Origin of the sequence: Chryseobacterium salivictor (genome assembly GCF_004359195.1) — a bacterium.
Lineage (GTDB): Bacteria > Bacteroidota > Bacteroidia > Flavobacteriales > Weeksellaceae > Kaistella > Kaistella salivictor.
The window spans coordinates 642,606-656,675 of record NZ_CP037954.1; the positions used below are offsets into that span (position 1 = coordinate 642,606).

At 35.5% G+C, this 14,070-nt stretch carries 16 protein-coding genes and 1 other RNA gene; 3 read left to right on the forward strand and 14 right to left on the reverse strand.

The features are described 5' to 3' along the window. Positions 1-66: 66 nt before the first annotated feature. Positions 67-831 (reverse strand): carboxypeptidase regulatory-like domain-containing protein, encoded by a 765-nt coding sequence (locus NBC122_RS02995; protein WP_133438942.1) that lies wholly within the window; start codon positions 829-831, stop codon positions 67-69. After that, positions 831-1,628 (reverse strand): hypothetical protein, encoded by a 798-nt coding sequence (locus NBC122_RS03000; protein WP_133438943.1) that lies wholly within the window; start codon positions 1,626-1,628, stop codon positions 831-833. The genes NBC122_RS02995 and NBC122_RS03000 overlap by 1 nt, the downstream gene beginning before the upstream one ends. Before the next feature lie 459 nt (positions 1,629-2,087). Between NBC122_RS03000 and ssrA the strand changes: the two genes are divergently transcribed. Continuing rightward, positions 2,088-2,486: a transfer-messenger RNA gene (gene ssrA / locus NBC122_RS03005) on the forward strand. A 172-nt stretch (positions 2,487-2,658) separates the two neighbouring features. Here the strand turns inward: ssrA and NBC122_RS03010 are convergent. The 12 genes from NBC122_RS03010 to NBC122_RS03065 form a co-directional block, all read right to left on the reverse strand. Then, the gene (locus NBC122_RS03010) at positions 2,659-3,222 is read right to left on the reverse strand and encodes a DUF4468 domain-containing protein (protein ID WP_133438944.1); all 564 of its coding nucleotides are present in this window, start codon (positions 3,220-3,222) and stop codon (positions 2,659-2,661) included. A gap of 50 nt (positions 3,223-3,272) precedes the next feature. Then, the gene (locus NBC122_RS03015) at positions 3,273-3,872 is read right to left on the reverse strand and encodes a hypothetical protein (RefSeq protein ID WP_133438945.1); all 600 of its coding nucleotides are present in this window, start codon (positions 3,870-3,872) and stop codon (positions 3,273-3,275) included. An 84-nt stretch (positions 3,873-3,956) separates the two neighbouring features. Then, positions 3,957-4,190 carry a hypothetical protein gene (locus NBC122_RS03020; protein ID WP_133438946.1) on the reverse strand — a complete coding sequence of 78 codons (234 nt, stop codon included), beginning with the start codon at positions 4,188-4,190 and terminating at the stop codon, positions 3,957-3,959. A 13-nt stretch (positions 4,191-4,203) separates the two neighbouring features. Beyond that, complete coding sequence (locus NBC122_RS03025) at positions 4,204-4,503, reverse strand: hypothetical protein (RefSeq protein WP_133438947.1); 300 nt, start codon at positions 4,501-4,503, stop codon at positions 4,204-4,206. An 11-nt stretch (positions 4,504-4,514) separates the two neighbouring features. After that, positions 4,515-5,774 carry a hypothetical protein gene (locus NBC122_RS03030; RefSeq protein ID WP_133438948.1) on the reverse strand — a complete coding sequence of 420 codons (1,260 nt, stop codon included), beginning with the start codon at positions 5,772-5,774 and terminating at the stop codon, positions 4,515-4,517. A gap of 91 nt (positions 5,775-5,865) precedes the next feature. Then, positions 5,866-6,267, reverse strand: a complete 402-nt coding sequence (locus NBC122_RS03035; RefSeq protein WP_133438949.1) for a hypothetical protein — start codon at positions 6,265-6,267, stop codon at positions 5,866-5,868. An 11-nt stretch (positions 6,268-6,278) separates the two neighbouring features. Continuing rightward, complete coding sequence (locus NBC122_RS03040) at positions 6,279-6,557, reverse strand: helix-turn-helix domain-containing protein (protein WP_133438950.1); 279 nt, start codon at positions 6,555-6,557, stop codon at positions 6,279-6,281. Between the two features lie 105 nt (positions 6,558-6,662). Next, positions 6,663-7,385 carry a hypothetical protein gene (locus tag NBC122_RS03045; RefSeq protein WP_133438951.1) on the reverse strand — a complete coding sequence of 241 codons (723 nt, stop codon included), beginning with the start codon at positions 7,383-7,385 and terminating at the stop codon, positions 6,663-6,665. 41 nt (positions 7,386-7,426) lie between these two features. Beyond that, positions 7,427-7,741 carry a helix-turn-helix domain-containing protein gene (locus tag NBC122_RS03050; RefSeq protein WP_133438952.1) on the reverse strand — a complete coding sequence of 105 codons (315 nt, stop codon included), beginning with the start codon at positions 7,739-7,741 and terminating at the stop codon, positions 7,427-7,429. Continuing rightward, positions 7,723-8,061 carry a type II toxin-antitoxin system RelE/ParE family toxin gene (locus NBC122_RS03055; protein ID WP_133438953.1) on the reverse strand — a complete coding sequence of 113 codons (339 nt, stop codon included), beginning with the start codon at positions 8,059-8,061 and terminating at the stop codon, positions 7,723-7,725. The genes NBC122_RS03050 and NBC122_RS03055 overlap by 19 nt, the downstream gene beginning before the upstream one ends. Before the next feature lie 48 nt (positions 8,062-8,109). Continuing rightward, entirely contained in the window at positions 8,110-9,438 is a 1,329-nt protein-coding gene (locus NBC122_RS03060) for a tyrosine-type recombinase/integrase (protein ID WP_133438954.1), read from the reverse strand. A 775-nt stretch (positions 9,439-10,213) separates the two neighbouring features. Continuing rightward, positions 10,214-11,809 carry a BspA family leucine-rich repeat surface protein gene (locus tag NBC122_RS03065; protein ID WP_133438955.1) on the reverse strand — a complete coding sequence of 532 codons (1,596 nt, stop codon included), beginning with the start codon at positions 11,807-11,809 and terminating at the stop codon, positions 10,214-10,216. Between the two features lie 374 nt (positions 11,810-12,183). On the opposite strand from NBC122_RS03065, the gene NBC122_RS03070 reads away from it, so the two are divergent. Further along, positions 12,184-13,473, forward strand: a complete 1,290-nt coding sequence (locus NBC122_RS03070) for a tetratricopeptide repeat protein (protein ID WP_133438956.1) — start codon at positions 12,184-12,186, stop codon at positions 13,471-13,473. 66 nt (positions 13,474-13,539) lie between these two features. Next, positions 13,540-14,019, forward strand: a complete 480-nt coding sequence (locus NBC122_RS03075; RefSeq protein ID WP_133438957.1) for a helix-turn-helix transcriptional regulator — start codon at positions 13,540-13,542, stop codon at positions 14,017-14,019. Positions 14,020-14,070: the final 51 nt, after the last annotated feature.

A 14,070-nucleotide genomic window follows, 5' to 3' on the forward strand; every position in this document is an offset into this window, starting at 1 on the left:
TTATTTTACTTTTTCACAAAATAACTCAGCATAAAAAAGCATTTTAAGGGAACAATCATCATTTGCTTATCTGTTTAAATATTGCGGAAGCGTTTCTTCTAAAAGGAAAAGTACTTTTGATAAATTTCCTGCTTTAATCAATTTGCTGATTTCAGGTTTAATTCCGATGGAGAACTGAAGGAATTCTGCTGTCTTTTCGCCAGGAATTTCCATTTTGGTAAAATATTCATCGCCTACTTTTCCCCTAATCCATGAAATATTATCCTGAAGATCTTCATACTTATATAGCTGTCTCATTCTTCTGCCATCACCTGAAATATTTTTATATAAAGTATTTAGATTTAAATTACTTGCAGCAAAAGCCAAAACCCCTACTTTTTCAATGGTCGGAGGCGGGGTTTCTCTTGGTTTCTCAGGCGGTCCCGGAACGCCGACTTCTCTTTGAAGCTGTGCGACTTTATCAAATTTATTTAAATTTCCCGTATCATGATTCAGATCACCGGTCAATCGAACAGCCGGAATTTTCACTTCTTCAATTTCCTGAACACTCCGAATAAGTACAATAGAAAATGAACTGTAAAAACTCTGCGAATTCACTATTGCAGAGCCTCTTTCAAAACCCTGTCTGATGAACCGCAATTCGTCACTTACAGAAGCTTCGATGGTAAATTCACCGTTGAAATTGGTAAACACTTCTTTTTCTGTTTTCATATTAAAAACCATCACTGCCACAAGCGGATTTTGCTCTTCATCGGCAACTGTTCCCGAAACTTTCTGAGAAAATAATGAGGTGGAAAAAGAGAGGGCAAGCAATAAAATAATTCTAACCATTAAGAACCTACTTTGTGGGTTTTGATATACTCTTTGTAGGCTAATTTCATAAGCATATCAATGGCCGAAACATCAAAATTCTTACGGTACAGTTTTGCCAAAGAATAATTCTGATCGGCATAGATGAGAAAGCGGTCGATTTGTTCTTCGTCCCAGCCTTTGGAAGTATAGAAACTTAAATCAACGGTGTTTTTTACGCGGCGATAAAACTCCTGGGTTTCTGCATAATTCGCTGTAGTTATAGGCGGCGTTTTTGCTTTCCTGATTAATCCGACTACCGCAGAAGCAATCCCTAAAACATTTACCTGTCCTGCATTATAATTCGGTGCCGCAAAAGCGGATGGAGTCGAAAGTTTCGGCGCTACTTCAGTCGGCGGTGTCCTCATATACGATTTCATATCTGAATTTAAAGCGACCACTTTCTTTGGTGGATCTAAAGCCTTAATATCTTTCTTTAAATTTCCGGTTGCCTGAAAAGTCAGGTCAATTTCTGCAATCTCGTAAGGTGATTTTGTGAGGACGATATTTAAAGGTGCGAGGAAATTCTGCGCTGAAATTTTAGAAGAGTTTCTGTCGTAACCACTTTTTATAAAACGGAGTTCATCGGTTTGTTTCGCTGCAATCATAAAGTTTCCGTCTTTATCAGACAATACTTTTTCATCGGTTCGAGTATTAAAAATAACGACACTTTGCAAAGCAGTATTGAATTCGGAACTTACTTTTCCAATAATATATTCTTGCGAAAAGAACGACACCGAAAAGCTGAAAAATAAAAGAAAAAGTAGTTTTGTTTTCATTCCGTATATTTTAGTAAAAGTAATCTGATATGGGATTGGTTTGATGTTTTTATTTTCAGATCGAGGAAAGTTTAACCAGCTTTAACGGGTTTTATGATTTTTTTAGAATTGTATATTTCTTTTTTGTTAAAATTTGTAATGAAATTTTCTCACGATTTTCGAAACAGGACTAATTTCAGGACAATTATGGAGATTTGAACGCAGAACCATCTGCATTGCATAAAAAATTGCGAAAAAGTTTCTTCTTTGCTTAAAGATTGAAGTGAAAATCTTTTTTCGTGTTGGTTTCTTTTTCAGTGCAGTGAGTTGGCATCGGAAAAATAAACGATAACGGATCCACCTGAACGGATAAGATCGACAATTTGAGATAGGGACTTAGAGTGCGGAATGAAATATACGTTTTGAAATAAATATTATTCTGGAATAAATTTTGCTTATCTTTGTTGTCTTATAAACATTGGGGTTGACTGGTTTCGACAGCAAGATCAATGGGTAAGGTTGCATGCAGAGAACCGTGACGCGATCTCTTTAATCCCTTGTCACAAAATTTTAACTGGCGACCAAGAGTTTGCTCTTGCAGCTTAATCCGAATTACAGTAGGATTCAGCGCTCTCCCGAAGATAGTAAGGAGGCAAGATGTCTCTCAAATGCTTCGTTCTGCGGCGTTTGATTTCGAGGCATAGCAATGCGGAAATAAGTTCTGAGAAACTTCGGCTCAGGATCGAAAACCAAAGAAGTTAAGTTGAAAATTGGGTGTCTGTGCTCTGTTTTCAGTCGAAAATTAATTGCAGAATAAGCATGTAGAAGTCTTATGTATTGCTTGTTTGGACGAGGGTTCGAATCCCTCCAACTCCACTTAAACTAAAATAACTCATTGTAAATCAGTGAGTTATTTTTTATTTAGTCAGTATTTAGTCAGTATCTTTTAATTTCAACTTTTTTCTACCTTTTTACGGTTTCCGAAAACTCCACAAAAAAACTCACTAAATTTACAGTGAGTCATTTTGTAATTAGGGCAATATCTTTTAAACTACCAATTTTCCGACTTTGCAGAACTGCCATTTAAAATATACTCCTTTAAAGAACTATTAAGACCGTCAAAAAAGGGCGGTAAGTTATGTAACTGTTTATAAACCCCTTTTAACTCACCTTTTTTATTATAAACCGTTGGGCCGGTCTGCTCTAAGTTATACCATCCTGCAGCAACATATGCTCCAATTCGAGGTCTGTAGTAATTAAGATTAATTACAGAAAATTTATATCTATCGTCCTTTACATAAATTTCTATTTCGTACTTAATTTTAATACAATCGAAAATAAATTTGTTGTCCGGGTTTTGGCACATTACCTCTGCAGATACACCATCAAATCTAACATAGTCATTAACTACAGACCCCTTTAACACATAGTCAGGGTTTTTATAGGTCTTTTGCAACCATTCGTTTACTTTCGTGTAAATTTCTGCAGCGGAATGCCCCGGAATAACTGTTACAACATATTCAGAAAGTCCCTTTTCTTTTGAAAAGTCAAATTTTTCCTGCCCAAAAACCGTAGATGAAAGAATTACGGTAAAAAATAAAATCAGTTTTATCATATCTTTATGTTTATATCAAATCTAATAAAAAAACCGGGAACGGATCCCATTTATTTTTTAAAACTCTTAAACAATTTCAAATACTCATCTGCATTAAATTTATTTTCGTTTTCCTGCAGTTTCTTACTGATCCGGGCAAAACGTTTTGTCACCTTACCGTTATAATACTGTTTGAAATACTTACTGTATAATTCAGTATAAAGTTTATCATTAAAATCCTTTGCAAATATTCTGTTCCATTCCCTCCACTTTTTAGATTCTAATTGTTTCTCATACATTAAACCCGGTAAGGCGGAACGGTGTTTGAAATATCCATTTATCAAATGTAGTTTTCTGCAGACCTTACCAGTATAAGGGCAAACAAAAAACCAAATTAAACCTTTGCCGAGGTTAGACGGGCGTGTTATTAGTTCAATATCATATTTTATCTTTTCGGTATTGTTGAAAGTATAATCTACAGTTAAACTTCCGTTGGTGTCCCCTGTTACCACTTTAATACTAATACTGTTTTTAGTTCCGTTTGATGACGTCCAAATAATGGAACCCGTTTTAGTCTGATCAGGTTTTATATATTCGTGTTTCGATAAAAAAGAAATATCAAAACTTTTTAAATCGTTTACCGTTGTCGGAAAGTTTCCCCATCTGCCCATAATATGTAATTTATTTGAATGTTAGTTTTTATAAAGTTTCCCAGCTCTGAAATAATAACCTAAATTATTAGAGAAAACGGGATTTTAATCTTTGTTCCTGTAAAGTGTTGTTATATCAAATAACGGCTGTTCTACAGTCAAACTTTCTTTGCTCTCAATACTTTTTAAGGTAGGCAAAACAAACCGGGTAATTTCTAATATAAACTTAATACGGTCTTTGGGTTCCAGTTCCTGCAAATCCTTTGCTAATTGATCAAAATTATCTGTTAAGATACTTTGGAACCTTTCCCGGATTCCGTTAGTTTTTTCATCATCCATTTTTAAGGGCTCTTTATCTAGATTGTGAAAGTTTTATTAAACCCGCAATAAAATTTGCAGTACTGTCTATTTCGTCCGGTGTTTCGATATTGTATTCTCTGCAAAGGAATTTAAAAGTAAAATAGTATTCCAATAATTCGTCAAATTCTGTAAGTTCCATAAATTCCGCTCCGTCCACCTCATCGGGTAACACTCCGTTAATGCCTATCTTATCCATTATTTGCCTCTGCAGCTGGTCACAAAAAATGATAAAATCGTTTTCAGTCAGGACAAATCTGTTTTCATCGTTTTTAGAAAATCTGAAATAATTCATAATTAATATTTTTAGTTAAAATTAAATTGTAATTGTTGTTTAGGATAATTCCTCTGTTCAAATTTTTTCCGGTTGTGTATCTCATTAAAAAACTTATTCCGTACGTTGTGCGCTATGTAATAAAACTGATCAGGCAAACCTAAACCCCATTTATCAAAAGTTAAATATTTTTCTTTTAATCGTTGGTAAGTTTCAGGCTCCGTTTCACTGTAATATTTCAAACCTGCAGAACATATAAATTCACTGCCTTTTTTCTGCATTGAAATATTAAGTTTGGTTACTTCACAAAGTCGGACTGTTTCCCGTTGGTTGGGTGTGTTAGATTCCATCTTTACTATAGGTGGAAACTGCACAAGGGCTTTGGGTGAAATTGGGGCGGTCTGCAGTTCGGTGTGTGCCAGTGTTCCGGTTGCTGAAATCGTGGAAACTGCACAAATTTTTAACTGATCCAATTTATCCGAAATCCTTTTATAGATGAGGTTTTGCAGTCCTTTTTCACCTAACATTTTGTAATATTTCTTTTTAGTGTTTACAAAGGTGTTCCGGTGGTTATTTTCCAGTATTTCTAACCAAAAATCAGTATTACAAAACCGTTTCCCTTTTTTCGTCCGTTTATCAAAAATTAAAACGTTATTCCATTCTGATAATAATACTTTTAATAATACGCTGTAGGTGGTCGGTTTTAGCAAATCTGAAAGGGTTTCAATGCCTTTTGATAACAAGTATTTACTTTGTCGGGTTTTGCCCTCAAATCTCATTAAATTAGGTTGTGCATATTCAGGATAATTAAGAGTTTTATTATATGCCTTTACTCCGAAATAAGACGTTCCGGCAAAATAACATTCTGCCAAATCCGGATATTTAATAAATTGGTTTTTATTGTGAAACCGTAACCATTTCACCACCTCCGAAACATTGCCGGGCGTTTCAAAATTAACTCCAAATTCGAGGTTATTAATATAACAGTCATCAGGAACCAAACCGAACCGGGAAACAAGATTTTCGAGCGTATTAATGCAGTCATTTACTGTAAAATCGTTGGCATTATGCAAACCATTATTAAAAAGTTTGTGCAAACTCCCGGAAACCTCCAATTTATTTGGGTGTTTAGACAAAATCAGATTTACATACTGTCTATTATCTACAGTTCTAATTTCACCAGTATTTTTATTTACAAAACTATGCTCACTCTTATAAACCAAATCTGAATGGCTCCAAATTCTTTTAATCAGATCAGTATTTTTTATTTCAAATTTGATATAATCTAACATTGTTTAGTATCTTTGTTTTGACAAATGGTTTACCAGTTGCTAGGTTTGAACACCTAAAGGGAATGCAGTTTTGCACTCCTTTTTTTGGGCTCTAAAAATTATTGATGAGGTGCTGTATTAATCGGTTCCGGTAATCGGGGTTTCCTTTTGGATAGAATTGTTTACAGACTATTAAAACCATCGTTTCCCAGTCGTCGCGTACATATACCAATATTAAAGATTTAACGTTATTAACGGGCAAATCTGAATAATAGAAATTAGGCGTTCCCGTTGGTCTTAATCCGGCTAAATTGCATTTAGTCCAGTTGTTGGTGTTCCGGATTCTTAAAAGGTTTTCGGCTCCGGTAATGGAATTAAAACCGTTATTCTTTTCGGTGCGGATCAGATCAGGCAAAAGACCGGTGCGGTCTGCAGAATTTAAAACATATTGCCGGAATGTCTTTTTTACGGTGTCTATTCCGTAAACCAGTTTATAAGTGTCAGGTGTGAACATTGCAATAAATATTAATCGTTAATAATCATTGCGTTTTCAATCTCATCTAACCGGTAATAAACCCGGGAACCCAGTTTGTAACTTTTGATAATGTTACGTTTTCGGTATTCGTGAATAGTGGGTTTTGTAATGCTGAACCGTTCGCAAATTTGATCTGCAGTATAGTAGCGGTTCGGCTCATTGTCTTTGAAAGACTGTTGTAAATCATTCAGTAAGGCGGTCTTAACTCTACTTACTAATTCGTTTAGAAAATTATCGGGCGTTATGCCGACGAAATTAATTGTTTCCATAATATCAGATTTAATTTTGTTTCGTTTAATCTGATACAAAGGTTTCCTAAGTAATTTGCTAAGTATACTTATTTTTAATTGACTGAAATAAAAAAGACAAACTGTTTAGTTTGCCTTATCTTTTATTTTGAATTTGTTATAAATTTCGTTTGCCCTTTCTTTTGTTTTATAACTATAATAGGGACTATTTCTATGAGTAGGTTCGGAACGTATGAGATAATTACAATATCCCGTTAAAGTTCCTTTTTGGTTATCTATCCCCGTTATGGCTCCCAGTATTTCGGCTAAATGAGTGGCATTGTCTGAATAGTCTAATTTACCAGTAAGAAAATTAATAATTCCCAGTTTGTCAAGTACTATTAACTTTTCTTTTGGTGAAAGTTCGTTTTTACCGGAATAGTCGTTTGCAGAACTGTCCGAGGGCTCCGATGACGTAATACTTGAAATCTTTAATCTAATTAATTCGCTATTTATAAACTGTATAATTTCTTCAGTATTTACTTGCCAGAACATATAAATTGCATACCAGTTAGCCTTACAAACTTCACTCAATAATTTTTTTTCGTTAGTATTAGGATCTATTTCTGGATTATCTTTTACGAAGCCCTGCAATAAAGTTTGGTTAATCTCAATATTGTACATCATCCGATTACGACCTTCTTCACCCAGAAAGTCTTCTTCGTTTTGTTCCAATCCTTCTGAAGTTTCTCTATAAAGCTGTCGCAGTCCCTCCAAATACTCTCTGTAAGATTCGATACCAGAGTTTTCAAAATCTGTCAGATAATTTAGTTTGAAAGCGGATAAACTATAGTAAGTTCCTGATTCCATAATTACGGTTTGCATGTTTCCTACGTGAGTTTATATCCAATTTATATCAACTTCATTTTTAACCCCAGCGCATTAATAATCTGTATAAAGTTAGAAATCTGCAGATCGGTTTTGCCCTGTTCTATTTTGGCTATGTATGCCCTTTCTTTGCCTATTTTATCGGCTAACTCCTGTTGGGTCAGTTTCTTTTCTTTCCGGGTTTCCTTTATCAGCTCACCATAATAAAAAGATAATGCCTTTGCGCTGAAATCTTCCCGGTCAGGTGTTCCCACTTTACCAAACTTTTTATCTAAATAATCGTTTGCGGTGGGTAATTCTCTTTTTATTCTTTCTAAATCTAATTTCGGTCTTTCCATTGCTCTAAAATTTTAAGTGCCTTTTTTATTTGTTTGTCGTAATCCTTTGTAGATTTTTTAATAAACCCCGAAATCAATAATATGTTTTTGGCTTCAATAATATTTTCGTGATCTATTGCAAAAGTCAAAATCCTATATTCATTATTAATTTGCAGCCTAATTTCATAAAGATTCTCATTAGTCAATTTCTTTACAAAATTCGACGTTAAAACCTTTTGGGTCTGAATTAGATCATAGATATAACTGATTTTATCCTGCAGCTTCTCATCTGCCTGATCAAAAAATTCATCATATTCCTGGGTTCGGTATATTTCTCTCATACAAAGATAATGCAAATGTAATTAATTAATTACAATTTATGTTTTAATTTAGTTGGCGGTTTTGGTTTCGGGGGCGGTTTCGGTTTCGTCTATTTGTTGGGCGGTTTTCCAGTATTGCAGTATTTCTTTTGACTGATCGTTAAAATCCTTACCAATATAATTTAAAAATTCCTTTTCGGTTTTGTGTCCGGTTACTGCCATAATGATGGGCGTGGGAACCTTAATATAATTGTGGGTTGCAAAACTCCGTCTGCAGACGTGAGAAGAAATAATTTCACAAATAGGATATTGACCGTAAATAAATCTTTTATTAATTGCATCGTATTTTTTACCAAAGTCCATTCGGTTAATTTGTGCCTTTTTTGCTATGGTTCGCAAATGGTTGTTAAAGATTGTTTTTGCACTCTCAATATTATCAGAGAATATGGGCGGAAATTGTCCGTTCCTTTTTTCGATTATCTTTTTTACTTCGTCGTGCATCGGGATTAAAACCCCGTTTTTGGTCTTTTGTTGGTGTAGGTTAATGAATGTATGCCCGTCTATATTGGTGAACATTTTGGGTGTCATTGTGAGCAAATCAGACGCTCTTTGCCCGGTATAAAATCCAATAATTAACCAGTCTTTGGCTGTTTCTAAATTGGTCTCTAAAAAAGTAAGTTTCTGTATGGTCTGCAGTTCCGTTTCTGTAATAAATATGGTGGGCGTTTCGGTGGTGTAACCTTTAATTTCATCAATATTTTTATTGACTTCAATATTTAAGGTTTTGGCGTGGTTAATAATGGTTTTAGGATATTTTATATAACGTCCTATTGTTCCTTTAGCTATTCCCTGCCCCTCTAAAAACAGTTCAAATTTATTAGATACTGATACGTCCCAGTCAGATACTTTTAACCGTTGGTTTTGGGTTTTTAGAAAGTCTTTTATTTTACCAATAATGGTAATTTGTTTTTTAGTGGTGGCGTCTGCAATTCTTTTGCCCCGGTTTTTGCGGAATGGCAAAACATCTGTTTTATAATAATCTAAATAGTTATCCAAAAAATCCAACTGAACCAAACGACGTCCACCGGTATAATGGGCGGTTAATATTTCATCTAACCAAATACCGTTAATTATTTCGGTGTCGTTCCGTTTTCGGTATTGCTCCAAAACAAAAGATTCAATTTTGATCAGGTTTTTTTTCACCTCATCAATATGTTTTAAGGTGGTTTTTTCTGCAGACTGAATATTTTTAGGTTTCCCCGTCTTTGGGTTCCAGTAATCCGGGTTTATGGTTTCCCGGGTTTTGCGTTTAAATGATTCCTTTGCAGAAATTGAAAGACGAGCGTAAATAGGGGCATTTTCCCCTTTTGACTGTAGAATAAATTTTATAGTTGCCATAATTGTTAGTTTGAACAAATCAAAGATACAACTTAGTCAGTATCTAGTCAGTATCTAGTCAGTATATTTTAAACCTATTTAAACTTATCTTACTACTCATCATATTTAATTAGCCCTTAAAACCCCATTAAATAAGGGTTTCCACTACTTAGGTAAAAAATAGAAAATCGGTTGAATTAAGGTAAATTAAGGATTTATAGTCCCTCCAACTCCACTTAAAAACCTGTAAATCTATGATTTACAGGTTTTTTTTTAAAAGTGCTAATCTTTTACTGCACAAAAGAAACCCAATACAAACTTGCCGATGTAACCAAGACCAAATGGGAATATTTACACGTTCAAAAACAAACACTACTGCACAGATGATTTTCGAACGCTTCAAAGGAGAGATACCCTCCGATATCGTAGCACATACAAACAATTTGCGGATAAATATTGGCTCGAAGGAGGAGCTTTTATACCGCAGGCTCCTCTTTTCCGTCAGTCTATTTTAATTCAATTTGAAAAGACAAATAATGTAAAAATACTACTTTTACCATAATGCTTGCCCACATTTTAGAGATACAAAATGATTAAGGACAAAAAAAAATAATCCCCGACACGAATTCGTATCTGGGATTATTTTTTTTTGACTTTTCAAACAGCATTATTGAGCAGTCTTAAGCGTCGCAATTTTTTCTTTTTATAAGGTTTAAACGAACATATTTTGACGTTGCAAAAAACATTTCGGTAAACTTTGAAGAAAAATGACTGCCGCTCTTTAAAGGAGTAACTCTTATTCCTTCACAATCTTTTTGCTGATCACTTTGCCTTCTTTCGTAGTGGCAGAAATAAGGTAAACGCCTTTAGCTAGATGGGCAACATCCGCTGTCTTTACAGAGGCTGCAATTCCTTTTACCATTCGCCCCGTAAGGTCTGTTATCTTAATATTAGATACTTCTTCCGAGAAATGAAGCCTGTCTTTTACCGGATTTGGGTAGAGCTTCACATTTTTTTCGCCAAGGTCTGTTACAGATAAGGTGCCGTTACAGGTGCTGTCATAGGCATCTCCATAGATATTCCAGCCTTTGCCGCCTTGGACTGCAGATTTTGTAAGAAAGTCTCTGTATACCTTTCCCTCTTTGCCGTATTTTAATCCTGGTGGATTAAAGGTTCTGCCAATGGGTGTATCACTGTTTTCCGCCCATCCTTTCAGAGTTTTACTGTAATTTTCGCAGTTTAATCCCGCAGAAGATAAAAGTCCAGTTAAATTCACATCTTTATTTAAAGTCCAGCTGCCGAGGTTCTGGTTAAAAACGGTAGCGCCATTAAACATATCACTCATATTATATACATTTACCGTATTCCATCTGCCAAGATTCTGGTTGAAATTTTTAGCTCCTTTAAACATAGCGCTCATATTGTTCACAGCAGCGGTATTCCAATTGCCAATATCTTGGTTGAAAGCGGTAGCTGCGGTAAACATATCGCTCATTAATGTAACTTTTCCGGTGTCCCAATTTCCGATGTTTTGGTTGAAGGCCGTAGCTCCATAAAACATAGCGTCCATATAGATAACTTTAGAGGTATTCCAATTTCCGATGTCCTGGTTGAATTTAGTTGCTCTAGCAAACATTCCAGACATATTGAGAACATTAGTAGTATTCCAACTTCCGATATTCTGGTTAAAAGAATAAGCTAATCTGAACATAGAGCCCATATTAGTAACGTTATATGTATTCCAACTCCCGATGTCTTGATTAAAAACGGAAGCTTCATTAAACATACTGGACATATTGGTAACATTCGCAGTGCTCCAACTTCCGATATCCTGATTGAAAGCTTTAGCTCCATAAAACATGGAGCCCATGTCGACAACATTTCCTGTATTCCAACTGTTGGCATTGGGAATAGTGGTTATTGATGAACATCCGTAAAACATTTCCCTCATACTTAAAACCGCAATAAAATTAGGGACATCTGTGGCCGTTATTTTCAGTTTGGAACACTCGCTGAACATGCCGGATAAATAAAGGTTCCATGTTTGAGGTCCCCACTGCTGCAGCTCGGTAAACTTGTTTTTTACATCAGCCGGTATATCCTTGTTACCGAAATCAAATTTGAAAGAATAATTTAGAATAGGAGTTATCGTTACAATATATTCCCCTATGGACGGTAATTGTATAATATTAACACTGGAATGACAGGTTCCGCTTCCCGTAACCGAGGCATTATTAGCTTTTACATAAGTATAATTAAAACTGCCTTTTGAGGCAATGGTAATTTCTTTGGAATTATCGTTGTTGGCGTTCGTATTCCACTTGGTGATGATCTGTGCGTCGATCCAAACCATGGTCATAAATAAAAAACTGAAAAGTAATGTTTTCCTCATAGCATTGATAATAAAAATTTTGTGTTAATAAATAAGGGATCTATGTAAAATTGTGTTTTTAATTTTTTTATTTTAAGTCCATCTTTCGATGATTTAAAAAACTGACATTTTTCGGAATATCTTCTGGAACATTCATTTTCTGAATCAGCGCACAAAACTAGATATCACTCTTTATAAAACATAAAACAGAGCGTTACAAAAGCGTTACAAAACATAAAAAAATGAAAACCAATACAATGCAGCACACGAAAATAGGTTCGAAATAATTTTATGCTGACTTTTCTGTAATATTCACTGAAGTGGCGTTAATTGTTTTCTTAAAACTTATCTTTGTCTGTCATATTCATGAGAAACTTCTACAACTTCACTAAAAAATGACAAGGCCTGCAAAGATTTTATTTTTAAGTTTACTCTGTTTTTTTCTTCCGTCCGGCATTTTTGCCCAGCATCAAAAACTTCTTGATTCTCTGGAACGTCTTTCGCCCATCGAGAGGCAGAGGGTTATTTATGGATATGCAGAGTCCAAAGCTGATGAGTTGAATCCAAAAGAAAAGCGTCTGATCTTTTTTGAGCAGATCCGGAAGTTTGCAGTTCAGAAAAAAGACCGGGACCTGCTCCTGCATCTTCAGTTGATGAAAAGAAAACAAAGCGAAGTCATGGATTTTCCCAGAGCAGAACGGGAACAGAAATGCAGAGCATGTATAGAAAAGCATAAAGATTCCGGCGATTTGCTTTTTCGGGCATTTTGCCACCACGAGCTGGGACAGATTTTGTTTCAGAACCAAGACTACGCTCAGGCTTTTGATCATGATCTGAAAGCTTTGGAAATCTATAAGAAAATAGGGTACCAGAACGTTCCCAACATCGGAAAAATTCTTCACGAGATTGCCTTGCATCACTACTTTTTTCAGGATTATGAAGAAGTGATAAAACTGATGCGGATTTCGCTCCGTTTTCCCCCGTTCAGCGAAAGCCTGGATATCCAGCGTTACAATAATCTGGGAATGTCTTACATGAATCTCAAAATGAATGATAAAGCCAGATATTTTCTGAACAGAGCCATTATTGCGGCCAACCAATATCAAAATGAGGTATGGAAAGGGATACTATATGGCAACATGGGAAATTTGTATTTTAAGGAAGAAAAATACAATTCGGCTTTGGTCTATTACCGCCGGAATTTCGAATTAAACAAAAACGAAAGCAGGCACTCAACGGTAAAGATCAATTCACATAGTAATATGGCAAAAGCGCATCTTGCTTTGGGTAACATCGCTCAGTCAGATCAATTTTTGAAAATGGTGGAAAATTCTCTGAATATACTGCAGACCGACCCTTCTTATAATGGTGCAAAGCACGTGGGAGAACGCCAGCAAATAGAAAATGCTAAGAAATTATACTTCGAGACCAAAATAAATTACCTGAAAAAAACTGGCGGTTTCCCGGAAGCGGTGAAATATCAGGACAGTCTGATGAACCTCCACAAAGATATCGATGCAAAATACAACGCTGCAGTAGGAAAAATGGCATCCCATAGGTTGACCATCCGAAACAAAGAGTTGCAGCTTGCTCACAAAGAACAGGAAAAATTAAAACAGAGGCTGATATACTCAACTTTGATTCTTCTGGTTTTGGTTATGGGAGGTATTGGCTACTTCAACTAATACAAATCCCGACAAAAAAAGAAACGCCAAAACGCAAGGCTTATCGCAGAGAGCAGAATCTCGGTTTTGGAGAAACAAAAGGTTCAACAGCAACTGGCACATACGAAAAAGGAAATCAATCACTTTGTTTCCAGAATCAATGAGCAAAACCAGATGGTTTCCAATTTTGAAACAAAACTGGAAAAACTAAAGAATCTGAAAAACGACGAGCAAAGAAATATCCGTGAAAAACTGGATAAAATGAAAAAAGTAAAAATCCTGACCGATGAAGACTGGATCGGCTTTCAGAATAATTTCGATGCCATTTTTCCTGATTTCACAGATATTTTAAAAGGCAACTCGCCGGATATGACCGCTTCCGAAATGAGATATCTGATGTTGATAAAACTCAAGTTTTCTCATAAAGAAATGGCCCGGGCTTTAGGGGTTTCCGATAATGCGATACGGGTAACCTGGAGCCGTGTCCGCAAAAGACTTAACGGAACTTTAGAGGATACCCCTGAGGATTTGATAAAAAGATTATTTACAAGAGAAAATGCAGTGTAGAAGAGCTGAATAAAACAGCTGATTTGACATATAGGTAAGCAGAGAATAGCG